The 24,159-nt window shown below is 71.5% G+C and carries 25 protein-coding genes and 2 pseudogenes; 17 read left to right on the top strand and 10 right to left on the bottom strand.

The window, feature by feature from the left end; translation table 11 throughout:
- Positions 1 to 51: 51 nt before the first annotated feature.
- Positions 52 to 567, bottom strand: a complete 516-nt coding sequence (locus ACW9TB_RS33950) for a MarR family winged helix-turn-helix transcriptional regulator (RefSeq protein ID WP_472752201.1) — start codon at positions 565 to 567, stop codon at positions 52 to 54.
- Between ACW9TB_RS33950 and ACW9TB_RS33945 the strand changes: the two are divergent.
- Positions 547 to 1,422: pseudogene (locus tag ACW9TB_RS33945) on the top strand (EamA family transporter); the annotation flags it as partial. The gene ACW9TB_RS33950 and the pseudogene ACW9TB_RS33945 overlap by 21 nt on opposite strands.
- Positions 1,423 to 1,485: 63 nt before the next feature.
- On the opposite strand, the gene ACW9TB_RS33940 reads toward ACW9TB_RS33945, so the two are convergent.
- A complete protein-coding gene (locus ACW9TB_RS33940) occupies positions 1,486 to 2,529 on the bottom strand; it encodes a DUF418 domain-containing protein (RefSeq protein ID WP_472752200.1) in 1,044 nt (347 codons plus the stop codon).
- A 509-nt stretch (positions 2,530 to 3,038) separates the two neighbouring features.
- On the opposite strand from ACW9TB_RS33940, the gene ACW9TB_RS33935 reads away from it, so the two are divergent.
- The 4 genes from ACW9TB_RS33935 (at position 3,039) to ACW9TB_RS33920 (ending at position 7,238) form a co-directional block, all read left to right on the top strand.
- A complete protein-coding gene (locus ACW9TB_RS33935; RefSeq protein WP_472752199.1) occupies positions 3,039 to 4,088 on the top strand; it encodes a sensor histidine kinase in 1,050 nt (349 codons plus the stop codon).
- Between the two features lie 46 nt (positions 4,089 to 4,134).
- The gene (locus ACW9TB_RS33930; protein ID WP_472752198.1) at positions 4,135 to 4,806 is read left to right on the top strand and encodes a response regulator; all 672 of its coding nucleotides are present in this window, start codon (positions 4,135 to 4,137) and stop codon (positions 4,804 to 4,806) included.
- Positions 4,807 to 4,912: 106 nt separating this feature from the next.
- Positions 4,913 to 6,262 carry a serine/threonine-protein kinase gene (locus ACW9TB_RS33925; protein WP_472752197.1) on the top strand — a complete coding sequence of 450 codons (1,350 nt, stop codon included), beginning with the start codon at positions 4,913 to 4,915 and terminating at the stop codon, positions 6,260 to 6,262.
- 154 nt (positions 6,263 to 6,416) lie between these two features.
- On the top strand, positions 6,417 to 7,238 hold the full coding sequence (locus tag ACW9TB_RS33920) for a hypothetical protein (RefSeq protein ID WP_472752196.1): 822 nt from the start codon (positions 6,417 to 6,419) through the stop codon (positions 7,236 to 7,238).
- Positions 7,239 to 7,395: 157 nt separating this feature from the next.
- On the opposite strand, the gene ACW9TB_RS33915 is transcribed toward ACW9TB_RS33920, so the two are convergent.
- From ACW9TB_RS33915 to ACW9TB_RS33905, 3 genes are read right to left on the bottom strand one after another with little or no spacing between them, the layout of a single operon-like run.
- A complete protein-coding gene (locus ACW9TB_RS33915) occupies positions 7,396 to 7,605 on the bottom strand; it encodes a DUF397 domain-containing protein (protein ID WP_472752195.1) in 210 nt (69 codons plus the stop codon).
- A gap of 17 nt (positions 7,606 to 7,622) precedes the next feature.
- Positions 7,623 to 7,832: a DUF397 domain-containing protein gene (locus ACW9TB_RS33910; RefSeq protein ID WP_472752194.1), complete on the bottom strand. Its 210-nt coding sequence runs from the start codon at positions 7,830 to 7,832 to the stop codon at positions 7,623 to 7,625.
- Positions 7,823 to 8,653 (bottom strand): helix-turn-helix domain-containing protein, encoded by an 831-nt coding sequence (locus ACW9TB_RS33905; protein ID WP_472752193.1) that lies wholly within the window; start codon positions 8,651 to 8,653, stop codon positions 7,823 to 7,825. Before ACW9TB_RS33905 ends, ACW9TB_RS33910 begins: the two co-directional genes overlap by 10 nt.
- A gap of 12 nt (positions 8,654 to 8,665) precedes the next feature.
- Here ACW9TB_RS33905 and ACW9TB_RS33900 point away from each other — a divergent pair, with 12 nt between their 5' ends.
- The 4 genes from ACW9TB_RS33900 to ACW9TB_RS33885 all read left to right on the top strand — a co-directional run bounded on the left by ACW9TB_RS33900 (position 8,666) and on the right by ACW9TB_RS33885 (position 12,311).
- Positions 8,666 to 9,298, top strand: coding sequence for an ATP-binding protein (locus tag ACW9TB_RS33900; RefSeq protein ID WP_472752192.1), 633 nt, complete (start codon positions 8,666 to 8,668; stop codon positions 9,296 to 9,298).
- 365 nt (positions 9,299 to 9,663) lie between these two features.
- Positions 9,664 to 10,236, top strand: coding sequence for a hypothetical protein (locus ACW9TB_RS33895; protein WP_472752191.1), 573 nt, complete (start codon positions 9,664 to 9,666; stop codon positions 10,234 to 10,236).
- Between the two features lie 132 nt (positions 10,237 to 10,368).
- Positions 10,369 to 10,935 (top strand): hypothetical protein, encoded by a 567-nt coding sequence (locus ACW9TB_RS33890; protein ID WP_472752190.1) that lies wholly within the window; start codon positions 10,369 to 10,371, stop codon positions 10,933 to 10,935.
- A gap of 410 nt (positions 10,936 to 11,345) precedes the next feature.
- The gene (locus ACW9TB_RS33885; protein ID WP_472752189.1) at positions 11,346 to 12,311 is read left to right on the top strand and encodes a DNA-3-methyladenine glycosylase family protein; all 966 of its coding nucleotides are present in this window, start codon (positions 11,346 to 11,348) and stop codon (positions 12,309 to 12,311) included.
- Between the two features lie 41 nt (positions 12,312 to 12,352).
- Here the strand turns inward: ACW9TB_RS33885 and ACW9TB_RS33880 are convergent, their stop codons facing one another.
- Entirely contained in the window at positions 12,353 to 12,769 is a 417-nt protein-coding gene (locus tag ACW9TB_RS33880; RefSeq protein ID WP_472752188.1) for a VOC family protein, read from the bottom strand.
- Between the two features lie 161 nt (positions 12,770 to 12,930).
- Positions 12,931 to 13,824 (bottom strand): LysR family transcriptional regulator, encoded by an 894-nt coding sequence (locus ACW9TB_RS33875; RefSeq protein ID WP_472752187.1) that lies wholly within the window; start codon positions 13,822 to 13,824, stop codon positions 12,931 to 12,933.
- A gap of 79 nt (positions 13,825 to 13,903) precedes the next feature.
- On the opposite strand from ACW9TB_RS33875, the gene ACW9TB_RS33870 reads away from it, so the two are divergent.
- Positions 13,904 to 15,160 carry an MFS transporter gene (locus tag ACW9TB_RS33870; protein WP_472752186.1) on the top strand — a complete coding sequence of 419 codons (1,257 nt, stop codon included), beginning with the start codon at positions 13,904 to 13,906 and terminating at the stop codon, positions 15,158 to 15,160.
- 56 nt (positions 15,161 to 15,216) lie between these two features.
- Here ACW9TB_RS33870 and ACW9TB_RS33865 read toward each other — a convergent pair whose 3' ends face one another.
- The gene (locus ACW9TB_RS33865; protein ID WP_472752185.1) at positions 15,217 to 15,354 is read right to left on the bottom strand and encodes a hypothetical protein; all 138 of its coding nucleotides are present in this window, start codon (positions 15,352 to 15,354) and stop codon (positions 15,217 to 15,219) included.
- A 21-nt stretch (positions 15,355 to 15,375) separates the two neighbouring features.
- Between ACW9TB_RS33865 and ACW9TB_RS33860 the strand changes: the two genes are divergently transcribed.
- The 3 genes from ACW9TB_RS33860 (at position 15,376) to ACW9TB_RS33850 (ending at position 18,141) form a co-directional block, all read left to right on the top strand.
- Entirely contained in the window at positions 15,376 to 16,260 is an 885-nt protein-coding gene (locus ACW9TB_RS33860; protein WP_472752184.1) for an SDR family oxidoreductase, read from the top strand.
- A gap of 58 nt (positions 16,261 to 16,318) precedes the next feature.
- Entirely contained in the window at positions 16,319 to 17,194 is an 876-nt protein-coding gene (locus ACW9TB_RS33855) for an SDR family oxidoreductase (RefSeq protein WP_472752183.1), read from the top strand.
- Between the two features lie 254 nt (positions 17,195 to 17,448).
- A complete protein-coding gene (locus tag ACW9TB_RS33850; RefSeq protein ID WP_472752182.1) occupies positions 17,449 to 18,141 on the top strand; it encodes a maleylpyruvate isomerase family mycothiol-dependent enzyme in 693 nt (230 codons plus the stop codon).
- A 49-nt stretch (positions 18,142 to 18,190) separates the two neighbouring features.
- On the opposite strand, the pseudogene ACW9TB_RS33845 reads toward ACW9TB_RS33850, so the two are convergent.
- Together ACW9TB_RS33845 and ACW9TB_RS33840 are read right to left on the bottom strand one after the other, a co-directional pair.
- A pseudogene (locus ACW9TB_RS33845) lies at positions 18,191 to 18,352 on the bottom strand (response regulator transcription factor); the annotation flags it as partial.
- Positions 18,313 to 19,377 carry a LysR family transcriptional regulator gene (locus tag ACW9TB_RS33840; RefSeq protein WP_472752181.1) on the bottom strand — a complete coding sequence of 355 codons (1,065 nt, stop codon included), beginning with the start codon at positions 19,375 to 19,377 and terminating at the stop codon, positions 18,313 to 18,315. The pseudogene ACW9TB_RS33845 and the gene ACW9TB_RS33840, both read right to left, overlap by 40 nt.
- A 71-nt stretch (positions 19,378 to 19,448) precedes the next feature.
- Between ACW9TB_RS33840 and ACW9TB_RS33835 the strand changes: the two genes are divergently transcribed.
- The 4 genes from ACW9TB_RS33835 (at position 19,449) to ACW9TB_RS33820 (ending at position 24,089) form a co-directional block, all read left to right on the top strand.
- Complete coding sequence (locus ACW9TB_RS33835) at positions 19,449 to 20,318, top strand: dihydrodipicolinate synthase family protein (protein WP_472752180.1); 870 nt, start codon at positions 19,449 to 19,451, stop codon at positions 20,316 to 20,318.
- A gap of 308 nt (positions 20,319 to 20,626) precedes the next feature.
- Positions 20,627 to 22,621, top strand: a complete 1,995-nt coding sequence (locus tag ACW9TB_RS33830; RefSeq protein WP_472752179.1) for a hypothetical protein — start codon at positions 20,627 to 20,629, stop codon at positions 22,619 to 22,621.
- A gap of 260 nt (positions 22,622 to 22,881) precedes the next feature.
- Positions 22,882 to 23,484 (top strand): class I SAM-dependent methyltransferase, encoded by a 603-nt coding sequence (locus ACW9TB_RS33825; RefSeq protein ID WP_472752178.1) that lies wholly within the window; start codon positions 22,882 to 22,884, stop codon positions 23,482 to 23,484.
- A 104-nt stretch (positions 23,485 to 23,588) separates the two neighbouring features.
- Positions 23,589 to 24,089, top strand: a complete 501-nt coding sequence (locus ACW9TB_RS33820; protein WP_472752177.1) for an NUDIX hydrolase — start codon at positions 23,589 to 23,591, stop codon at positions 24,087 to 24,089.
- Positions 24,090 to 24,159 lie beyond the last annotated feature (70 nt).

Genomic DNA, 24,159 nt, shown 5'->3' with positions numbered 1-24,159 from the left:
CGGGCCGTCGCTCTTCGGGCGGGGGCTCGCTCCCGTCCGTCCGCGAGCGGCTCAGGCATCTGTCCGCAGAGGGGTTTCGAAGCGGGTCAGCCAGATGGTGAGGAGCGATTCGAGATGTGCGGCCTCCTCGGGGGGCAGCTCGTCGAGGAGGCGGCGTTCGTTGCGCATGTGCTCGGTGAACGCCCGGTCGATCAGTTCCCTGCCCGCGGCGGTGAGCGCGACCACCCGTCCGCGGCCGTCGCTCTCGCTCGGGCGGCGGGCGACGAGCCCGTCGCGTTCGAGCCGGTCGATACGTTTGGTCATCGCACCGGTGGTGACCATGGTGAAGGCGGCCAGCTCTCCGGGGGCGCGCTCGAAGGGCGGGCCGCCGCGTCGCAGGGTGGCGAGGACGTCGAACTCCCCCTCCCCGAGCCCGTACCGCCGGTAGACGACACAGAGTTGTTCGGTGAGGTGTCCGGCGAGGCGGTGCAGGCGCCCGATCACGCCCTGCGGGCTCACGTCCAGGTCCGGCCGCTCGCGAGCCCACTCCTGCTGGATGCGGGCCACATGATCCAAGGGTTCGCTCATGCCTGGAGTGTAGCTTCCAGGGAAGCTATATTGCCTTCCATGGAAGCTACTTTTCGCTGGGTGTCGATCACGGCGATGGCGCCGATCGCGTGGGGGACGACCTACTTCGTCACCCACCAGTTCCTCCCGTCCGGCTACCCGCTGTACGGGGCGGCCATCAGGGCGCTGCCCGCGGGACTCCTGCTCCTCCTCGTCCGCAGGAGGCTTCCCCGGGGGGCGTGGTGGTGGAGATCCCTCGTCCTCGGAATCTTCAACATGAGCGCGTTCTTCGCGCTGATCTACCTGGCGGCTCAGCTACTCCCGACGAGCGTCGCCTCGACGGTCATGGCGATGTCGCCCGTCGTGATGATGCTGCTGGCCTGGTCGCTGCTCTCGGAGCGCCCGCGGATCCCGCACCTGGCCGGAGCCGGTGTCGGCGTCGCGGGGGTGTACCTCATGCTGTTCACCGGCGCGGCCGACGTCGACGTCCTCGGTGTGCTCGCGTCCGTCGCGGCCATGGTGATGTCGTCGTTCGGTTACGTGCTGGCCAAGAGATGGAGCGCGGACGTCGACGTACTGTCGTCGACCTCGTGGCAGCTCATCGCCGGGGGAGTCGTCCTGCTGCCCTTCGCCGTCGCGGTGGAGGGTCCGCCGCCGAGCCTGGGGGGACCCGCGATCCTCGGGTTCGGTTATGTCGGCGTCGTCGCGACGGCTCTCGCCTTCGCCGCATGGTTCACCGGACTGCGGCACCTGTCGGCGGGAACGGTGGGCCTCGTCGGGTTGCTGAACCCGGTGACCGGGGTGCTGCTCGGCACGACGATCGCCGGAGAGGTGCTCACCGCGCGACAGCTCTGCGGGCTGGTGCTGACCCTCCTCGGAATTCTCCTCGGACAGCCCGTCGCGGCCCGCCTCCTCGCGATCAGGCGCCACCGAGGCCGGTCAGGGGGTACGGCGCAGGGGCGGGCGGCGGGCCCAGGTGGCCCAGCGCCAGAGCCATTCCAGTGGGCCCTGGCGGTGGTGGCGCAGCCAGAGGGTGGACGCCAGCCACTGGGGGACGAGGACGGCTCCCGCGATCAGGAGTACCGTCGACGAGGACCAGCCGTCCGGAGAGTCGCCGATGAGGCGGGCGGCCAGCAGGACGAGGACCGTGGCCGACAGGTAGTTGGTCAGCGCCATCCGGCCCAGCGGTGCGAAGATCCGCTGTAGCACCGGCCGGAGTGGCGTTCTGAGCAGGAGCAGCAGGCCGCACACGTAGACGCCCGCCATCAGCAGCCCGGCGAGGCCGAACCAGGTGTTGAAGTACGGGTCACCGGCCGGTGTCCCGACCTGCAGCCACACGGCGGGCACCGCCCCCGCCGCGAAGAGCAGGGCCAGTACGGCAGGAACGCGGACGGAGCGCTCCATCCGGTCGATCACCCCGTACCGGGTCAGCGCCGAGCCCAGCAGGAACAGTCCGGGCACCAGGGGCACCCCGTTGGTGTCGAGGATGAGCGGCGCCGCGACGAGGACGGCGGCGAGCCCCGCGACGGCCCGGCGCGGCAGCCAGGTCGAGGGCAGCAGCACCACCAGGCCGACGACGGCGTAGATGGTCAGGATGTCGCCCCGCCACAGTAGAAACATGTGGGCCAGGCCCACGGCGAGCAGGACCAGGAGGCGGCGCAGCAGGAGCACCCTCGGGCGGGCGGCGCGCTCCGTGGCGGAGGTCAGCAGCAGCGAGAACCCGACGCCGAACAGCAGGGAGAAGATCGGGAAGAAGCGCTGGTCGACGAAGAGTCCCAGCCCCAGCCAGTCGCCGTCCTGCCCCGGGGGCACCACCACGGACCGCGTGACCTGGGTGGCGTGGAGCATGTGGGCGATCGGCTTGACGTTGGCCAGCAGGATCCCGCACAGGGCGAACCCGCGCAGCACGTCGAGCGCGGCGACCCGTGGCCGTCTGGAGAAGGTCGTGGCGTCCGGCGCCGGGGGGAGCGTTTCAGGTGGCATGGGACCTGATCCTGCGGACTCCGGCCCGCTCCCACATCGGCGGAAAGCAGGGGAGGGACAGTACTTTCGGCCGGTACAGGCCGGTGGGGCCCCTCACCTAGCCTGGACGCCGTGGGTGTTCCCGATCGATTCAGGGTGGCGGCCGACGCTGTGCGTGCTCGTGGTCGGTTCGGGGTGGCGGCTGAGGCCGTGAGGGTTCCCGATCAGCTCGGGGTGGTGGCTGACTCTGTGAGTGCTTCCGGTCGGTTCGGGATGGCGGCCGACGTTGTGCGTGCTCTCGGCCGGTTCGGGGTGGTGGTCGATGTTGTGCGTGCTCTTGGTCGGTTCAGGAGGGTGGTCGACGTTGTGCGTGCTCTCGGTCGGTTCGGGGTGGCGGCTGATGCTGCGCGTGCTCCCATCAGGTCGAGGTGGTGGCCGACGCCGTGAGTGCTCCTGATCGGTTCGATGCTGTGCGTGCTCCCGGTTGGTTCGGGGTGGCGGCCGATGCCGGGGTTGGCGTTGTGTTCGCGGTGGCCGTGATCTTTCAGGCGTACCAGGTCGCCGGGAGCTGGGGCGCCGGGTACTGGCCGTTCGGCGCGGGGGTCGCCGCCGGGGTGTGCGCGCTCGCCCTGGTACGCCGCCGCAGCCCGCTGTGGACCGCCGTCGCCGGGCTGGCCGTGGCCGCGCTCGCCGTCCTCGTCGCCCGCCTCGTCCACCTGCCCGCCGAATCCAGTCCGGCCGCGTCCCTGGGGCTGGCGGTGCTCGCCGGTTCCGCGGTCAGGACGCTGCCCGTCCGTACGGCCTGCGCGGTGGCCGTCGCGGGATCGGCCCTGGTGGCGGCCGGTTTCCTCGCCAGTCCCGGCTCGGCCGTGCCGGTGCTGAGCGGCCTGTGCTGGCTCGCCGCCCTGGTGGCCGGGGTCGGCCTCCGGCTGCTCGCGGTCCGTCGCCGTACGGTCACCGAGCGGGTGCGGCGTGCCGAACGCCTTGAGCTGGCCAGGGAGCTGCACGACGTCGTCGCCCACCACATCACCAGCATCGTGCTCCAGGCCCAGGCCGCCCAGCTCGTCACCGCCAGGCACCCGGAGAGGGCGGCCGGGTCCCTCGCCGACATCGAGACCGCGGGCTCGGAGGCCCTCGCCGCCACCCGCCGCGCGGTCGGCCTCCTGCGCGACGCCGCTCCCGCCGCCGAGGGCCACGAACGGCTCGGCGAGCTGATCGAGAGCTTCGAGAGCCACGGCCGCCGGGCGCACCTGCGGCTGGACGCCGAGCCGTCCGGCTGGCCGCCCCAGGTGAGCAGCACCGTGTACCGGGTCGTGCGGGAGGCGCTGACCAACGTCTCCCGGCACGCCCCGAACGCCCGTACGGTCACCGTCGGCATCACCCAGCACGAGCGGGCCGTCACGGTCGAGGTCGAGGACGACGCCCCGCGGACGCCCGCCCGCCGTTACCGCCGCGCCGGGTACGGCCTCGTCGGGATGCGCGAACGCCTCGAGGCCCTCGGCGGCACCCTGGCCGTCGGCCCCCGCGACGGCTCCGGCTGGTCCGTCCACGCCACCATCCCCACCGGCGACCACCGATGACGCCGGTGACCCGGATGACGCCGCCCACGTCGCTCGGGGAGCGGCGATGACGATCCGGGTGCTGCTGGCCGACGACCAGGCGATGATCCGGGCCAGCCTGCGGATCATCCTTGAGGACCAGCCCGACATCACCGTGGTCGCAGAGGCGGGCGACGGTGTCGAGGCGATCGAGCAGGCCCGCAGGACGCGCCCCGACGTGTGCCTGGTGGACATCCAGATGCCCCGGCTCGACGGGATCGAGGTCGCCCGCGCGCTGGCCGACGCCCCGCCCAGGGTGGTCATGGTCACCACGTTCGACCTGGACGAGTACGTCTACGGCGCGCTGCGCTGCGGCGCGGCCGGGTTCGTGCTGAAGGACGCGGGTCCCGCACTGCTGGTCGAGGCCGTGCGGGCCGCGTACACGGGAGACGCGCTCATCTCGCCGTCCATCACGCTGCGGCTGCTGCGCCACCTCACCAGCCGCGAAACCGGCCGCGAAACCGACCGGGGAGCCCGGACCGGGGCCCGCGTACCCGCGCATCCCCTGACCGCGCGGGAGACCGAGGTCGTCCAGGCGATCGGCAGGGGGCGCACCAACCAGGAGATCGCCGACCAGCTGTTCATCTCGCTGAGCACGGTCAAGGGTTACGTGTCGGGCATCATGACCAAGCTCGGCCTGCGCAACCGGGTCGAGATCGTGGCCTGGGCCTGGGAGAGCGGCATGATCAGCGCGGGATGACGGCCGGTGGCGTCGGGCGCCTCCGAAGGGTGGTCCGGTAACCGGTGGGCATCAGATGCGGCGATATCGGCGACATGCGGGATCGATCATCGGGTAGGCATGTCCCATGTCTTCTTTGCGGTACGAAGGGTGGCTGCTGGCGGGGAGATACCGTCTCGTGGCGGGGCTGGGCAGAGGCGGCATGGCGACGGTGTGGCACGCCCGTGACGAGCTTCTCGGCCGTGAGGTCGCGGTCAAGGAGGCCGCGATCCCGGATCACCTGTCCGGGCCGGAACGCGAGGTCCTGCTGGAGCGCACCATGCGGGAGGCACGCCTCGCCGCGCGGCTGAGCCACCCCAACATCGCCGCGGTGTACGACGTGGTGCGGGCCGACGGCCGCCTGTGGATCGTGATGCAGTTCGTCCGCTCACGCAACCTCGCCGAGGTGGTCGCCGAGGAGGGGCCGCTGCCCGCGCCCGCCGTCGCGCGCGTCGGGCTGGAGGTGCTGTCGGCGCTGGAGGCCGCCCACGCGGCCGGGGTCATGCACCGCGACGTCAAACCCGCCAACATCCTGCTCACCGACGACGGGCACGCGATCCTGACCGACTTCGGGCTGGCCACCGCCGTCGACGAGGACGTGTCCCTCACCAGGACGGGGATGGTGGTGGGCACGCCCGCCTACATCGCCCCCGAGCGCGCCGGTGGCGTCGCCTCCAGCGCGGAGAGCGACCTGTGGTCCTTCGGGGCCACCCTGTACGCCGCAGCGGAGGGCCGCTCCGCGTTCGGACGCGACACCGCGCTGGCCACCCTCGCCGCCGTACTGACGGCCGACCCCGAACCGTTCCGGCACGCCGGGCCCCTGGCGTCCGTCATCACCGGCCTGCTCGACAAGGATCCCGCCCGGCGCACCGGTGCCGTCCGCGCCCGGAGGCAGCTGGAGGAGGTGGCCACGCTGTGGGAGCGGGGCGCGGACAGCACCGTGACGCCCTTCCCGGCCGCCGACCGGGACCCCGCCGGGCCCTTCGAGGCCGACCGGCGTTCCACGGGGGAGGCCAGGCGTCGGCGGGACATCGGGCGTGGGCGCCGGTCGGCGGGTGTCGCGGCTCTGGCCGTCGGCGTTCTCGTCGCCGTCACCGCCACCTTCGCCGCCGGATGGTGGGGTGACGAGCCGGGTTCACCGGGGCGGGGCGCTCTTTCAGGGGCCGTGCCCGTCGTGACGCCGCAGCCCGCCCGTACCCCCGAGACCTCCGAGACCCCCGAGGCGCGGCAGGTGAGCGACGAGCGGCGTTCCACCGCCACGCCGCACCGAGGAGGGCGGGCCCATGCCGCCCCCAGGGCGGTGGCCACCGGATCCTCCGGGACCGGCACGTCCGGAACCGGCGTGAAGGAGGCCAATCCCAACTCCAACAAGTACAAGACCAAGAAGTACAAGCCGACGCAGAACGGCAACGGCCAGGGGAACAGTAAGAAGAACTAGCCGCGAACGCCCGTTCCCGGTCTCACCGATCCGGCGGGGGCCCGGAAAGCTCCGGGGTGGCCGTGAATATGGGCCTCGACGAGGTCAGGTGATTGTTCTAGCGTGAAGGGCGCCCACCCCCCTCCGAGGCTTGGAACGTTCCATGGTGACTCAGGTGACACTCGACGACGCCGACTACGGCGAGGACCAGTCCCGCGACGCGTGGTTGATGCGCGAGGGGGGTGAGATCTCGGCGAAGCGCAACATCGCCACCTTCCACCTCGTCCCCCGGCCCAACCTGTCCGGCCAGGCGAAGAAGGCGGACGCCATGTACCTCATCGGGGCGAGCAGTGGCGTCGCCACCTACGTGGAGGTGGGCTCCAAGGTGGTGAGCGAGGTGCGCATCAACCTCAGCCACTCGGAACACCTGATAATCGAGGACACGGACGAGGGCATCAAGAAGCTCATCGCCGACAAGGTCTATCCCGGCGAGTACGTCATCGACTGGATCTACACCGAGCGTCCCGCCTGCCCGGACGTGTGGGCGAAGGGCAAGAAGGTGCACGACGGATGCCTGAGCGAGATCGAGAGGCTCGAAAGGTTCCAGCGGCAGCGGGTTCACGACGTCGGCCCCGAGGGCGTCGATCCCTACGAGGGCCGCACCGGTCTCGGCATCATCGTCTACAGCTCGTTCGGCTCGGCCGCAGAGATCAAGCTCGCCCACGGGTTCGCCGCGATCAGGCGGAGTGTCGTCCTGGAGCTGGCGGGCAAACTCACCGAGATTTACCAGAAGAGCTACGAGATGGACACCTCTGAGGATTACGACGTCGAGCTGTACGACAAGGGGTACGCCAAGCAGGCGAAGGCGTTCGCCGAAAAGAATCTCGCGACCTGGCACGACTACACGTTCACCCCGAAGCAGCACGTCGCGTTCGCCAAGGAGCTGCGGAAGCACGCCGACGAGCTCTACGCGAAGGAGAAGGAGAAGGCGCGCTGACGGCCCCTGTCCGAGGGGCGCTCTCGGAGCGGAAGCACGCCGACGAGCTTTTACGTGAAGGAGAAGGCGTGCTGACGGCTCCCGTCCGAGTCTCGGACGGGAGCCGGGGGCCGGACCCCGAGCCCGCGTGGGGCCCGGCCTCGACGGCTCGGACTGGTCAGCCGAATTCGCCGTTCTTGACGCCGTCGATGAAGGTGGTCCATTCGGTGGCGGTGAAGACGAGTGCGGGGCCGGTGGTGTTCTTGCTGTCGCGGACGGCTCGGCGTCCGCCGGAGAGTCCGGCGACCTCGACGCATTCGCCGCCGTTGTTTGACGAGCGGGTGGACTTGGTCCACGTCGCCTCTGCCAGTTCCCGGTTCAGGTCCATCGCGTTCGTCTCCCTGGTCAGCCGAATTCGCCGTTCTTGACGCCGTCGATGAAGGTGGTCCATTCGGTGGCGGTGAAGACGAGTGCGGGGCCGGTGGTGTTCTTGCTGTCGCGGACGGCTCGGCGTCCGCCGGAGAGTCCGGCGACCTCGACGCAGTTACCGCCGTTGTTTCCCGATCGGGTGGACTTGGTCCACGTCGCCTCTGCCAGTTCCCGGTTCAGGTCCATTTCTTGGTCGTCTCCTTGATCAGCTTCAACGACTCGCGCTGGGACAGCGCCTCGGCGCGGATCGCCTCGTACCGCAATGCTAGAGCGGCGACCTCGTCGGGGCGATCGGTTACCTGACCCGCACCGGCCGACTCGATGTAGGCCGCGTTGACCACGCCCCTGCGCGCGTGCGCGATGACGAAGCCCCCGGTGAGGCCGGTCGTCGCGCGGGACTCGATGGGGAGGATCTGGATCACGATGTCGGGGCGCTCGCCCATCTCGGTGAGGTGGCGGAGCTGCTCCGCCATCACGCTGTCCGTGCCGACGGGACGGAGCAGGACGCTCTCGTCGAAAACCGCCCAGAGCATGGGACGGTTCGCCCGGTCGAGGATGTCCTGGCGCTCCATCCGTGCCACGACGTACTCCTCCAGCTGCTCGGGGGTGATGCGGGGCTTGCTCCGCAGGATCGCCTCGGCGTAGGCGCGGGTCTGGAGCAGGCCGGGAACGATGAGCGGCTCCCAGCTTCGCAGGGTCTCGGCCTCGCGCTCGATCTCGATCCAGGGCCTGAACCAGTCGGGCAGCTGGCTGCCCACGTGGCTGACGAGATCCCACAGGTTCGTCAGGGCGCCGTCGAGCTTGAGGACCTTGTCGATCTGCTGGGTCATCTCGCGGGGGGCCTTGCGGTGGGTGAGCTCCACCATGCTCACCAGGCTGACCGACCACCCGATGCGGTCGGCCAGTTCCTTTTGACTGAGTCCTGCCTCTTTGCGACGTCTGCGGAATTCTGCGGCGAAGTATTCCTTTGGGGAGACCGTGGAGCTAATGCCCGGGGGGATGGTCATTTTTGTCCTCTCATGAATACACACTCCGCTCCACACATCGGTGGAGTGACCGTGCGTTCGGATTCACTACCGAGAGTAGTGGTTGTTTGGGATTCTTGGAATACTCGGCGGGCGGTCGCCGGAACTCGGTCAATGAGGCGAGGAAGCCCAGAAGGCGAAAGGGCGTTCACCATGCAACCGGCCAGAAAGCTCGGGGAAATCTTCCTGCGGAGAGAACCCGAATCAGTTTCACGTGCACGCGCGATGGTGCGCGATCTCCTCGGCCCGGATCACCCCGCCTACGAACAGGTGCGGCTGGCCGTCTCCGAGATCACCACGAACGCCGTCGAACACTCCACCCCCGGCCCGGTGGGAGACCTGGTCATGGTCGTTCTGAAAGTGGTCAACGACTTCATCTACGTGGAGGTCACCGACCCCGGTTCCGCGTCCAGCAAGCCGCAGCTCCGGGACGACCCGTCCCCGGACGCGGAGGACGGGCGAGGGCTGTTCATCGTCGACGAACTCTCGGCGGGAAACTGGGGCGTCCGCGACTTCGGGGCGGTCGGCCGTACGGTGTGGTGCGCCATTCCGGCCGACCCCGCGACCTCCGAGGCTCCTGCGGCTTCCGCGGAGGAAGCCACGATTCTCGCCGTACACCCGGAATAACGGGCACGGCACCCTGCGATATGTGCCAATCAGCGGAAAACCCGATCCGCACACTCCACAAGCACCGCGTGTATGCCTTACGCGTTTTTACTCGTCCACGTGGAGGCAGAACGGGTGCCCGGCGAGGTCGAGAAACACCCGGACATTGTCCCGCGACCGGTGGGCGGCGATTGTCGCACCCGTCTCGACCGCGTGGCCGACCGCGCACGCCCGCGTACCGACCGGAGAAGTGTGCGGATCACGGCCCGGTGCCCCGGGGACGCGCCCGGCCGCCGCTGCAACCGAGACACAAGTGGATCACCAGTGCGCCCTGTGAGCATCCACGAGGTAAGCGAAAACACGTCGTAGTCGTAGGAGAGACACACATGAGGAAGAAGGCGTTGTCCGCCGCGGCGGCCGCCCTGACCGCCCTGGCGGCCGTGACCGTGGCGGCCCCCGCGCCCGCGTCCGCCGCGGCTGTGACGATCGAGGTCGAGCGCGCCTACGCCGAGACGGTGCAGGAGTGGATAGGCATCCACTTCACCTGCCCGACGAACACGGTGCTCACCGGCCGCTCGCACTACGGCGACGAGAACAAGCCGACCACCTACCACTGCAGCTTCATCCTCGTCAACGGCGAGCAGGCACAGGTGCACCTCGGCGACTGGACCTCCGGCCAGAAGGAGAGCAGGTCCGACTACAGCGCCCCCGACCACCAGGCGGTCGCCGGAAGGTGGCACAAGGGCGACGAGAACGGCTACACGAGTTACCGCCCCGCCAGCATCTACTGGCAGGGCCAGCGGGTGCTGCTGACCAACGGGGACATCAGCGGTGAGTACAAGGAGAGCGGCCACGCCTGGCTGGCGGACGAGAACAAGGTCATGACCGGTCGTCTGCACAAGGGGGACGAGAACGGCAAGACCTGGTACCGGTTCGCCACCGTGACCCTCGCGGGCTGACCCCGCCGGTCGCCGCCGACTGTCACTGACCTTGGAGCGGTGGCGAGCCACCGAACGTCACTGGCCTTGGAGCGGTGGTGATCCGCCGACCGTGCCTCGCGCGTGATCGCACTTCGAAAGGAACCAAAACCAATGAGAACGTACAGCAAGGCCCTGTCCGTCGTCGCCGTGGCCGCCGCCCTGTCGGCCACCACCATGGTCTCCCCCGCCTCGGCGGCGGTGGAGATCGAGACGGAACGCATCTACACGGAGGCCGTGTGGGAGTCGATGGGCGTCCAGTTCACCTGCCCGGCGAACACGGTGCTCACCGGCCGTTCGCACTACGGCGACGAGAACAAGCAGACCACCTACCACTGCAGCCGGATCATGATCAACGGCGAGCGGGTCCAGGTGCACACCGGAGACTGGACCTCCCCCCAGAGGGAGAGCAGGGCCGACTACAGCGCCCCCAACAACCAGGTGGTCGTCGGCAGATGGCACCAGGACGACGAGAACGGCGACACGAGGTACCGCAGTGCCGCGCTGTACTGGCAGGGGCGGCAGGTGCGGCTGAAGGACGGGCAGACCAGCGGTGAGTACAAGGAGAGCAGTCACAGCTGGCTGGCGGACGACAACAAGGTCATGACCGGCCGTATCCACAAGGGGGACGAGAACGGCAAGACCTGGTATCGGTTCGCCACCCTGTCGTTCGAGGGCTGACCTCCCGCGCCGCGTCGGCCGCCGTCTGAGCCCCGGTGAGGCCGGGCCCGGGGCCGGTCACCTGACGACGGGCCGGTAGCCCCTGGTTCACTCACGGGCTACCGGCGACGCTCGTGATCCCCGGAGCCGCGTCCTCGGTCCTCGCGTCACGTTCTGTTGCGTTGCGTTGCGTTGTGCCGGGGTCGTGTCGATGACCGCCGACGACCTGGGTGCCGCCGGGGGCTACAGGACGGTGCTCGTCAGGCCGAGGGCGAGGTAGTCGTCGCCGAGCACGCCGTGCGGGTGCTGTCGCGTCGGCCGGAGCCTTCACCGAACCCCCGCCGACGAACGGCACCTGAGTTCGAGTATCTGCGTCCCGCCGAGGGGTGTGCGGGGCGGGCCCGGTCGTCGCTCTCCTGGAGACTGCAGGTATGCATGACGAGAACTCCCAGCCGAGGGGACCCGCCGGTGAGGGGCACGCCTTTCCCGGCCCGGGGCTGGTCGACGGCCGGACGGTGTCGGTGCGGTTGCCGTTCCGGGCTCCGCTGTGTCCCGGCAACCTGTTCGGGCATCTCGCCGCGACCGCCGTACCCGGGGTGGAGGAGTGGCGCGACGGCGCGTACCGCCGGACGCTGCGCCTGCCGCACGGCCACGGCGTCGCCACCCTGTGGCCGATGCCCGACCACGTCGGCTGCCGCCTGACCCTCAGCGACCCTCGTGACCTCTCCACCGCGATCGACCGGTGCCGGAACCTGCTCGACCTCGACGCCGACCCCATCGCCATCGGAGACGTCCTGCGCGCCGACCCGGTGCTCGCCCCCTTCGTGGACGAGGAGCCCGGCCGCCGGGTGCCCCGTACCGTCGACGCGTTCGAGCTGGCGGTACGCGCGGTGCTCGGGCAGCAGGTGTCCACCGCCGCCGCCCGCACCCACGCCGCCCGGCTGGTCGTCGCCCACGGCGAACCGATCACGGATCCCGGCGGGGGCCTCACCCACCTCTTCCCCACCCCCGGAGCGCTGGCCTCGCTGGATCCGGAGAAGCTCGCCCTTCCCCGGGCACGACGCGCGACGCTCACCGGCCTGATCACCGCCCTGGCGGACGGCGAGATCGACCTCGGCGCCGGAGCCGACCGGGACCGGGCCCGCGCGCGGCTCCTGGCGCTTCCCGGACTCGGGCCCTGGACCGTCGAGACCATCGCGATGCGCGCCCTCGGCGACCCCGACGCCTTCATCCCCACCGACCTCGGGATCCGCGCCGCCGCCCGCAGGCTCGGCCTCCCCGTCACCCCCTCGGCGCTCACCCGCCGCTCCGCCGCCTGGCGGCCCTGGCGTGCCTACGCCGTCCAGTATCTCTGGGCCACCGGCGACCACCCCGTCAACCGGCTCCCCGCCACCTGACACCGGCCGGAGCCGTCCCGCCGGTACCCGTACTCGCGTCGCTAGCCGTCCCCGTCCCCGTCCCCGTCACTGTCACTGTCACTGTCCAGATAGAGGCAGAACGGGTGTCCGGCGGGGTCGAGGAGCACCCGGACGTCGTCCTGCGGCTGGTGGGCGGCGACCGTCGCACCCGTCTCGACCGCGTGCGCGACCGCGCCGTAGAGGTCGTCGACCTCCAGGTCGAGGTGCAGCATCATCTGCTGCGAGCCGTCGGCGGACGGCCAGACCGGGCGTACGTAGTCAGGGGAGGTCTGGAAACCCAGGTACGCGACCCCGTCGGCCGGTGCGACCGTGGCCCAGCCGGGCTCGTCCTTGGTGACCTTCCAGTCGAGCAGGCGCGCGTAGAACCGCGCGAGTTCCTGTGCGTCGGGGGCGTCGAGCACCACGCCCCAGTAGTGAGAGTCCGTTCGTCCGCGCATGCCCGCGTCCTGCCCTGAAAAACGGTCAGATCACGTCGAACGCGGGCATCCCCGGAGCACCTCGCGGCCGACACCGGACCGAGGTCGCCGACGGCCGGGATGCCCGAGATGGCCGGGGTGACCGGGATGACTGGACTCCGGCTCGCCGGAGGCGCCTGGGGTCACGGGTCCGGCGATCCCGCGTGTTCCGTGACACCGAGGACGGACAGGAACGCCGCAGCGGCGGGGGACGGGGGAAAGCGGCTCCAGACCAGGTGCTCCATGCGGGCGGGGGCGTCGCGAAGCCGCAGGACGGGCAGGTCGGGGAGCTCGGACACGAAGGCGGCGGGCAGCATCCCGATGCCCAGGCCCTGCCGGATCAGGCGAGCCATGAAGTCCATGTTCGTCACCTCGAAGGCGACCTCGCGGCGGACCCCGGCCGTCGCGAACGCCTCGTCCGTCTGGGCCCGCGCGGCCGTACCCGGGGGGAAGTCGACGAACGGTTCGTCCGACAGCCGACGCAGGTCCACCAGCTCCCTGCCCGCGAGCGGGTGGCCCGGCGCCACTGCGGCGACGAGATCGCCGCGCGCCAGCTCGCGACCTCGGACACCCTTGGGCCGTACGCCCACCGGCAGCCCAAGGAACGCGGCGTCCAGGGTGCCCTGCCGCACCTGTTCGGCCAGCTCGTCGCTCGCGCCCGAGCGGAGGCTGATCCGTACCTGCCGGTGCCGCAGGTGGAAACGCTCCAGCGCGGTCGGGAGGTCGACCGCCGCGACGGTGGGAATGGCGCCGACGGCGAGCCTGCCCCGGATCTCCCCGGCGGCGGCGGCCACCTCGGCGCGGGCTCGTTCGGCGGCGTCGAGAGCCTGGCGGGCCGCCGGGAGGAACGCCTCACCGGCGGGGGTGAGCCGGACGCGGCGGCTGGTGCGCTCGAACAGCTTGGCGCCCAGCTCGCGTTCCAGGCGGGCGATCTGGTGACTCAGCGCGGACTGGACGACCAGGCACCGCTCGGCGGCCCGGGTGAAGTTGCTCGTCTCGGCGACGGCGACGACATAGCGCATCTGCTGAAGCTCCACGGATCAATCGTGATGCACGATCAGTCCGATGACAAATATGCGTTGGACTCATTGATCGTTCGTCGTCGAGGCTGGGCGCATGACGAAACCTCGCACGGACGGCGGCCTGTCGCGCGGGCTGCTGCTGCTCATGTCGGCGGCGACCGGGCTGGCGGTCGCGGGAAACTACTTCGCGCAGCCGCTGCTCGACCTGATCGGCCGGGAGCTGGGGATCGGGCCGTCGTCGGCGGCGCTGGTGGTGACGGCCGCGCAGGGCGGGTACGCGCTGGGGCTGATCCTGCTGGTGCCGCTCGGCGACCTGATGGAGCGGCGGCGGCTGGCGGTGTCGCTCTACGCGGCGACCGGGCTGCTCCTGCTGGTGTCGGCCGTCGCCCCCAACGGCACGGTGCTCCTGGTCAGTACGGCTCTGACCGCGCTGACCTCGGTCGGGGCGCAGGTGGTGGTGCCGTTCGCGACGACGCTGGCGGACCCGGCCGAGCGCGGCCGGGTGGTCGGCACGGTGATGACCGGGCTGATGCTCGGCCTGTTGCTGGCGCGGACCGCCGCCGGGGCGCTGTCCGAGCTGGGCGGGTGGCGGACGGTCTACTGGGTGAACGCGGTTCTGATGGTGCTGATGGCCGTACTGCTGCGGGTCTTCCTGCCCCGGCTCGGCGGAGACGGCGGACGCCTGTCCTACCCCGGGCTGCTGCGCTCGACGGTCGCGATGTTCCGGTACGAGCCGCTGTTGCGCTGGCGGGCGGGTATCGGCGCGTTGAGCCTCGCCTCGTTCAGCGTGCTGTGGACGGCGCTGACCTTCCTGCTGGTGCGGTCGCCGTACGGCTGGTCGGAGTCGGCCATCGGCCTGTTCGCCCTGGTCGGCGTCGTCGGCGCGCTGACCGCCACGGTGGCGGGGCGGCTGGCCGACCGGGGGTACGTCCAGATCGTGACCGGTGCCGGGACGGTCCTGCTGCTGGCGTCCTGGGCGGCGATCGCGGCGGGGGCCCACACGCTGGTCTGGCTGCTCGTCGGCGTGATCGTGCTGGACCTGGCGCACCAGGCGGTGCTCAACAGCAGTCAGAACGTCATCTACGCGCTCCGGCCCGAGGCCCGCAACCGGATCAACTCCGCCTTCATGACCACCCTGTTCCTCGGCGGCGCGGTGGGATCCGCGCTGACGTCGGTGGTCTGGGTACACGGCGGCTGGACCGGCGTGTGCGTCCTGGGCGCCACCTTCTCTGCCGGGACCGTCGTGCTCTGGGCCCTGGAGCGCGTCACCGTCGGCCGGTCGGCGGGCAGCCCCCCGAACACCCCGGCTCACCACGGCGACACCCCGGCCCCGGCCGCCTCGACCAGCTGATCCCCCGCAGGCGGTACCGGCCATCTTGACCAGCTCGGTCGCCTTGACCGGCTGATCTACCCGTAGGCGGCACCGGCCCCCTTGACCGGTTCGACCAGCTGCTCCACCCGCAGACGGCGTACGACGCGGGAGGCCGCGTGGTGGCCGGGGTGTCCGCCCGAGACCGCCGGGTCGCCGCCGTAGTACCACTCCACCCTCACCAAAGGAGAACGAGCGTGTCACGTACCGTCCTGATCACCGGAGCCACCGGAACCGTGTCCACCGCGCTGATGGACGCGCTGGAGGGGACCGACGTGGACCTTCGCGCCCTCGTCCGCGAAGGGTCCAGAGCGGACGGCCCGCGCGAGCGGGGCGCAGAGGTATTCGTCGGCGACCTCGACGACCCCCGGTCGCTGCCGCCCGCCTTCGAGGGCGTACAGGACGTGTGGCTGCTCACCCCGAACAGCCCGCGCGCCCCCGAGAACGCCATGAACGCCCTGTGGGCCGCACGCCAGGCCGGTGTGGAGCGCGTCGTGCGCCTGTCCGTCGTCGGCGCGGCACACGACGCGCCGAACCGCAGCGGCAGGTTGCACGCGCTGTCCGACCGGGAGATCGAACAGTGCGGCATGCGCTGGACGATCCTGCGTCCCCACTGGTTCATGCAGAACCTGCTGAACGAGGCGGGCGACATCTCCGCCACCGGCACGTTCTCGCTGAACCTGGCCTCGGCGCGGGTCGGCATGATCGACGTACGCGACATCGCCGAGTGTGCCGCCCGCGTGCTCCTCGACGACCCGGACCGTCACCACGGCCGGACGTACACCCTCACCGGCCCGCGCTCGCTGGCGTTCGACGAGGTCGCCGCCCGGTTGAGCCTCGCCCTCGGCAGGCCCATCACGTACCTGCCGGTCGGTGACGACGTCAAGCGCAAGACACTGCTCGGCTACGGCGTTCCGGTGTGGATCGTCGACATGCTTGAGGAGTACGCGCGGGCGTACGTCTCCGGCTGGGGAGACTTCACCACCGACACGCTCACCGACCTTCTCGGCCGCGCTCCGCGCGACGTCGCGGACTTCGCCCGCGACCACGCCACGGCGTTCACCCCGGCCGACGGCACCTGAGAACGCGGTCCGCCGACCGGCTTGACTTCAACAAAGGTTCAAGTTCGAGCATGGGCGCATGAACACATCAGAGAAGATCTTGGTGACCGGCGCCACCGGGAACATCGGCGGACACCTGGTGCCCCTGCTCGTCGAGGCCGGGGTTCCGGTGCGGGCGCTGACCCGCGACCCGCGACGGGCCCGCCTGCCCGGCGGCGTCGAGGCGGCGCGCGGGGACCTGACCGACCCCCGGACCGTGGAGGCGGCGCTGGAGGGCGTGGGCACGGTGTTCCTGCTCTGGCCGTCCTTCTCGGCCGCCGGGGCGGAACCCGTCGTCGAGGCGATCGCCCGGCACGCCCGCCGGGTCGTCTACGTCTCCGCCCTCTCCGTACAGGACGGGCGCGAGGCGGCGCAGAACGGGGTGTGGAGCGAGATCGAGGAGCTGGTACGGCGCTCGGGGGTGGAGTGGACGTTCCTGCGGGCGGGCGGGTTCGCCACCAACACCCTCGGCTGGGCCGACGAGATCAGGACCGGCGGCGTGGTGCGCGCGCCGTACGCGGGCGCGGCGCGCTCGCTCATCCACGAGGCCGACATCGCGGCCGTGGCCCTGCGGGCGCTGACGGAGGACGGACACGGCGGCCGGAGCTACGCGCTCACCGGGCCGGAGATCATCACCCAGGCCGACCAGGTCCGCGTCATCGGCGAGGTCATCGGCCGCCCTCTGCGCTTCGAGGAGCAGCCGCGCGAGGAGGCCCGCGAGGAGATGATCGCCGCCTGGGGCGACCCCGAGGTGGTGGACGGCGCCCTCGATTACTGGGCCGCCATCGTGACCGCCCCCGAGCCTGTCACCACGACCGTCGAGGAGGTGACCGGCCGCCCCGCCCGCACATTCCGCGAATGGGCACACGACCACGCGGCCCAATTTCGGACGGTACGGGACGTCGCCGACGCCTAGGCGGTAGCGTCCCGGCTGAGACGGCCTGGCGTCTGGTTGCACCTCTGGCACCCCCGGGAGCATCGGGCACCGCCGGTACGGTGTGGCGCCGCTGGCACCCCCGGAGGCATCGGACGCGGCGTGATCGCCGATGGCTCCGGGGGCGCCACGATAACCAGGATCATCTGCGATGATGTCGCTCACGAGCGACGATTCCACCCCGTGGCGGGAGTCTCACCCTCTGACCGTTGTTACCGGCTGCCGCGAGGACTCCCATGACCCACGACGACACACCGCCCGAGACGACCGGCCCGGAGCCGAGGGCGAATCCGCGCCGTGCGTCCGAGGTGTGGCCACTGATCCACGCCGAACGGGCGGCCCTCGCTGCCGACCTGGCGAACCTGACCGACGAGCGGTGGGCGACGCCGTCGCTGTGCGCCGGGCTGACCGTGCGCGAGGTGCTGGCGCACATCACCTCGGCGGCGACCCTCACCCCGGTACGGTGGCTCGCGGGCGTGATCCGCTGCCGGTTCGACTTCGACAAGCAGGTCGCCATGCGGCTCGCCGAGGAACTGGGCGCGAACCCGGCCGAGACGTACGACAGGTTCCGCCGCGTCGTCACGAACACGACCACGCCACTTCTGTCGACCGTGGTGATGCTGGGCGAGACGATCGTGCACGGGGAGGACATCCGGCGACCGCTGGGCATTCGCCGCGACTACCCGATCACGACCGTCACCCGCCTGGCCGAGTACTACGGGGGCTCCGACCTCGTCGTCCCCGCCAGGAAACGGATCGTCGGCCTGCGGCTCGTCGCGAACGACGGCCCCTTCGCGACCGGCTCCGGCCCGCTCGTGTCCGGTACCACCCTGGCGCTCACGATGGCCATGACCGGGCGTACGGCGTACTGCGACGACCTCGACGGCGACGGCGTCGCGACCCTGCGCGACCGCATGCGGATGACCTGACCCGGGGCGGCGGATCCGGCGCGGGCGATCATCCACCGGTCCCCGCGTCTCAGGAGGTGTGCGGGACCACCAGGCCGGATTCGTAGGCGAGGACCACGAGCTGGGCGCGGTCACGGGCGTGGAGCTTGGCCATGGCCCGGTTGGTGTGGGTTTTCGCGGTCAGCGAGCCGATCACCATGCGGTCGGCGACCTGGTCGTTGGACAGGCCCCGCCGACCTGGGCCCTCGGCAGGTAGTCCTCGGTCGCGGCGCGGATGGCGCGGACGCACGCGGCGACCGCGGGATGCTCACCGGCTCCTCGGCGGTAGGCGATCCGGGTCCTGCGCCGCGCCGGTAGCGGCAGGAGGCGCACACCGTCCGGAAGCCGGACGGCGCCGAGCAGCGGTACCAGGGCGACCCCCTGACCGGCCGCGACCAGCGTCAGCACGGCGGTGAAGTCGTCCATGTGGTGGCGTACCCGCGGTGTGAATCCCGCGGCCAGGCAGGCGCGCACGGCCACGGTGTGGCAGAGGGTACCCGGCGAGGCCACGATCCAGTCCGCGTCCCGGAACCCGCCGACCGGATCCGCGGGCGCTGTGGCATCGGCCGAGCCAGGGACGACGGGAACGGCGGGGGAGTCCGTCGTACCGGGGAGCACGGGAGGGTCCGTCGCGCCGGGAGCCGTGGGGGAGTCGGCCGCGCCGGGGGCCAGGGAAGAGTCCGCCGCGCCGGGTACCGCGAGGAAGACTGTTTCCTCCAGCAGGGGTGTCGAGTCGAGCGTCGGGTCGGGTTCGACGGGGGCCAGGTCGTAGTCGTGCAGCAGCGCCACGTCGAGCCGTCGTTCCCGCAGCGCTTCGGGGACGGCGGCCGGGTCCAGTTCGGTGACCATCAGGTCGAGTCCCGGATGGTCGCGGCCCAGCGAGACCAGTGCGGCGGGCAGCAGGGTGTGCACGGCGGTCGGGAACGCCCCGATGTGCACGGTCCCGCTCAGGCCGGTCCGGGCGGCGGCGAGGGTCGCCGAGGCCGCCTCCAGCGCGGCGAGCACGGTCTCGGTGTGCTCGACCAGCGCGACGCCCGCCGGGGTGAGGGCGACGCCGCGGCCGGTCCGCTCCAGCAGCGGCACCCCGGCCTCCCGTTGCAGCGCCGTGAGCTGCTGGGACACGGCCGACGGCGTGTAGGTGTGGGCCTGGGCGACCGCGGCGATGGTGCCGAGCCTGGCCAGATCGCGGAGCAGCCGCAGGCGGCGGACATCAAGCATAAGTTCAGCTTACGTATACCCTCATGAATCGGAACTGGTTCTTCACCTTTGATCACGTGACGATGGTTCCCATGACACTCAACGGTCTTTACGTCCCACTGATCACCCCGTTCGAGACCTCCGGTGAGGTGGCCCTCGGCGCGCTGGAGTCGCTCGCGCGGCGGTTGCTCGCCGACGGCGCGACGGGCCTGGTCGCGCTCGGCACCACCGGGGAACCCGGCGCGCTCACGGACGCGGAGAAGCGGGCCGTGATCGAGGTGGCGGCCCGGGTCTGCCGGGAACGGTCGGCGCCGCTCGTGGTGGGCGCCGACACGGCCGGGGCGCTGCGGCGGCTGGGCGGCCACCCGGAGGTCGTCGCCGCGCTGACGGTGGTGCCCCCGTTCGTCCGCCCCGGTGAGGAGGGGGTGCTCGCGCACTTCGCGCACCTCGCCGAGCTGAGCCCGGTGCCTCTCGTCGCCTACGACATCCCGTACCGCACGGGCCAGTACCTGTCGGCAGGGGCGCTGCGGAGGCTCGCCGCGATCCCCGGGGTCGCCGGGGTGAAGTTCTCGCCCGGCGGGATCAACGGCGACGCCATCGATCTGCTCGCCGACCCGCCTCCCGGGTTCGTGATCCTCGGCGGCGACGATGCGTACATCTCGCCGCTGCTGGCGCTCGGCGCGCACGGCGGCGTCCTGGCCTCGGCGCTGGTCGCCACCGCCGACTTCGCGCGGCTCGTCGCCGCGTGGCGGACCGGTGACGTGTTCGAGGCGCGCGCCCTCGGGCACCGCCTCGCGCCGCTCTCGCTCCGGCTGTTCGCGGAGCCGAACCCCACGGTGATCAAAGCCGTACTGCACGCGCGGGGTGACATCCCCACCCCCGCCGTACGGCTGCCGCTGCTCGCCGCGTCCCCGGCCACGGTGGCGGCGGCCCTGGAGCCCCGGGGGAGATCCGCCGCCTGAACAGGTGAGCGGGACGCGGAAACCGCGATGGACAGGGGCTTGTCGCGTCCCCCGCGGACATGATTCACTGACGTCACCCTCGAAACTGTAAGCAAACTTTCCAATAAAGGACTTTTCGGTTTGGCGGCTTCCGTGGCACAACCGCTCTCGTTCGGACAGGAACGGTCCAGGTTCCGGTCCCTCCGCCGGTCCGGCCCCTGTCGCGTACACCGGCCGCGCGGCGTTCCCGGTGGTCTTCCCGGCAGCGCGGAGCGGTGCCCGGGGTACGCCGGGCGGACATGGACCGGCGTCCTGCCGAAGGGCGCCCCGTGACCGTCGTCGCGCGTTTCTCCGGTCTACCGGCACGCCAGGGCCCCTTGACGACGGGCCAGGCCAACATGGTCCGCTGCATGCTCATCGACCCGCCGGAGCACATGAACTACCGCGTCGTACGGGCCCTCCAGCCGGGTACGACGCTCGCCGTGGTCACCGAGGCCGTGGTCCAGCTGGTGACCCGGCACGAGTCCCTGCGCACGACCTTCCACGACGACCTCCAGCGGGTCATGGCCGCCGGGGACGTGCCCGTCGAGGTCCACGACACCGGCGGGGACCTCGGCGACGCCCCGGTGAGCGGAGAGGTCGAAGGACCGGAGGGCGCCGAAGGGCCGGGAGTCGGGGGGTCGGTTCGAGGCGGTGTCGGTGCTGAGGGTGAGGGGTCGGTTCGGGCCGCTGCCGGTGTCGGTGTTGAGGGTGGGGGGTTGGTTCGGGGCGGTGCCGAGACGCGTGACGCCGACCTCGCGGAGGAGGTCGCGCGGCGGCTCCAGGGGACGTGCTTCGCGCTGGAGGCGGAGATCCCTCTCCGGGTCGCCGTGATCACCTCCGGTGGCGTGCCACGGCAGGTCGTTCTGGTGACCACGCACAGCGCCATGGACGCGGCCGGGCTCGCCGTACTGCTCACCGAGTGGGACGAACTCCTCCTCGGCAAGCCGCTCGCGCCGGTGGCCGCGCCGCAGCCGCTCGATGTCGCGGCGGCCGAGCGCACCCCGGCCGGTCTGCGGCGGGCCGAGTCGGCGCTCCGCTACTGGGAGGGCCACCTGCGCGGGGTGCCCCGGTCCACGCTGACCGTCCCGGTGGACGGCGAGACGGACTGGGTGCTTCCCCGGCTGCGCGTGCGCTCGGTCCCGGCGGCCAGGGCGCTGGGGCGGATCTCCGCGCGTACCGGGGCGAGCCCGTCGGCGGCGGTGCTCGCGGCCCTGGCGGTGCTCGCCGGAGTACGGGCCGACCTGCGGACGGTCGTCGTACTGTCCATCTCGGCGAACCGGTTCCGGCCCGAGCTGCGCGAGTACGTCGGGCCGCTCGCCCAGGACGCGCTGATCCCCGTGGAGGTCGGCGGAGACGGCTTCGACGCCGTGTTGCGCGGCGCGCGCTCGGCGACGATGGCCGCGTACCAGAACAGCCGGTTCGACTCGGACGCCCTCATCCGGATCATGGAGGACGTCCAGCGGGAGCGCGGGCTCTTCTTCGCCAGGGACATCGTGTTCAACGACATGAGCGTCCCCGGCCGGGGCACGCGGGTCAGCCGTACCGGCGAGGACGTTCACTCGGTCTGGCTTCCGCCGGGGACCCTGCCCACGCGCACCTCGCTCTGGGTCCACCGGCTGCACGGCGAGCTCGACGTCACCCTGTGGGCCGACCCGCGCTGCCTGCCGCGCGACGACACGCTGGCCCTCGGCGAGGGGATCGCCCGGCTGCTCATCGAGGCGGGCGATCGGAACGTGCCACTGAGCGAGCTGACCGCCCTCACCGGTGTCGTCCCGGTTCCCCGGGACGACGGCTGGCTGTCGATCGACGGCTGCTGGGTCCACCTCCCCGAGGTCGAACGCCTGACGACGGACGCGCTCGCACGGCTGACCGGCGACGCCGAGGCAGCCCTTAACGTCGAGGCACCCCTCGACGTTGAAACGACCTTCACCGCCGAGGGACCCCTCACCGCCGGAACGACCCTCACCACCGAAGCACCCCTCACCGCCGGAACGGCTCTCGCCGCCGAGGCAGCTTCAACCGCCGGAACGGTCCTCGCCCCCGGAGCGGCTCTCGCCGGTACGGCCGTCATCGCCGAGGCCGACGGGCGGCTCGGGCATCGGCTGGTGTGCTTCACCTCGGCCGACACCACCCCGGAGGCGCTGCACTCCGCCTGTCTGAGCCTGTTGTTCGGCCGCATGTCGGCGATGACCCCGCACCACTACGTCGTCTGCGCGACCGCCACGCCCCCGGGCGCCTCCTGGCAGGACATGCCGAGAGTCGCCGAGGGCTCCGGACGCTGACACCCCGCCGGGCACCCCCGCTGGACCGGGCCGGGCCTGGCCGGGTCTTCCGGGGATGCGGGGAGCCCCGCGCGGGACCGGGAGCGTTCTCCAAGCCGGACCCCGACCGGACCCCGGCCGGGCCTCAACCGGACCCCGGGCCGGACCTCGACCGGGTCCCGGCCGTCAACCGGCCGGACAGTCCCGATCTCGGGAGTCGCGGCCCCGCGCAAGCGGAAAGCGGAAAGAGGTCACGGCCGGATGTTCGGCAGGATGCTCCCATGACAGTGGAGAACGACAGGCGATGGAACCACAACATCCATTACCACCCCCGCATCCTCCGCGCGGTCCCCGACGGCGCCCGGCACGCCCTCGACGTCGGTTGTGGCGAGGGCATGCTCGCCCGTGAACTGCGGCGGGTCGTGCCGCACGTCACCGGCATCGACCTCGACGCGCCGAGCGTCGACCGGGCCCGCGAGCACCCGGACGACATCGACCACATCCTCGGCGACTTCCTCACCCACCCCTTCGAGCCCGCCTCGTTCGACGTCGTCGCGTCCGTGGCCACCTTGCACCACATGGACGCCGCCACCGGGCTGGCCCGCATGCGCGACCTGCTGCGTCCCGGCGGCGTCCTGGCCGTCGTCGGCCTCGCCCGCAGCACCATGCCCAACGACCTGCCGCGCGACCTGGCCGGAGTCGTCGTCGGCACCTTCCACCGCGCCGCGAAGGGCTACTGGGAGCACGCGTCCCCCATAGTGTGGCCGCCGCCGGTGACGTACCCGCAGATGCGAGCGCTGGCCGCCGAGATCCTGCCCGGCTCCCGCTACCGCCGCCATCTGCTGCTGCGCTACAGCATCGTCTGGCACAAGCCCCGGGACTGAGGACCTGGCCGATGGCGACGAGACCGGCCGTGCGTACCCCGGAAGGCGTCCTGTCGCGGCCGAGGTGTCTCGCGTTCGCGAACGCGGGCGCTCATCATGGACGCATGGATCGAGCCCTGGTCCGGGACGCGAAGGGGAACGCGCTGACGGCGTTCCTGCCGGTCGCCCGCGTCGCCGACGTGCCGGACGAGGTGCCGGACGACGCGCCGATGCCCGCGGCCCTGGTCGCGGTCTGGTGCGGCCGGTACCTGCTGCTGGTCTTCGACCGCTTCCGTGGCCAGTGGGAACTCCCCGGCGGCGGGATCGACCCCGGCGAGACACCTCTCCAGGCCGCCGTACGGGAACTCCACGAGGAGAGCGGCCTGCGCCTGCCCACCCTCACCCTCGCCGGGTACGCGCGCTTCCGGCTCGTCGGCCCGCCACGCGACGAGTACGCCGCGATCTACACCGCACGCGTCCCCGCCCTCCACCACGCCTTCACCCCCAACCGGGAGATCGGCGCGATCCGCTGGTGGGACACCGCCGAAGCCCCGCCCGGCGACACCCAGGTCATCGACGTGGCCCTGGCGCGGCACACCCGCCTCCACCGGCACCCGGACGACTGAGACGTCCCGCGCCTCTGCTCGGCCGGTGACACGACTCGGCCGGGGTACGGTGCCGCGACGGGCGCCGTAC

Source organism: Streptosporangium sp. H13245 (genome assembly GCF_055690525.1).
The sequence above is the reverse complement of the archived record's forward strand: the minus strand, read 5'-3'. Positions and strand labels throughout refer to the sequence as shown.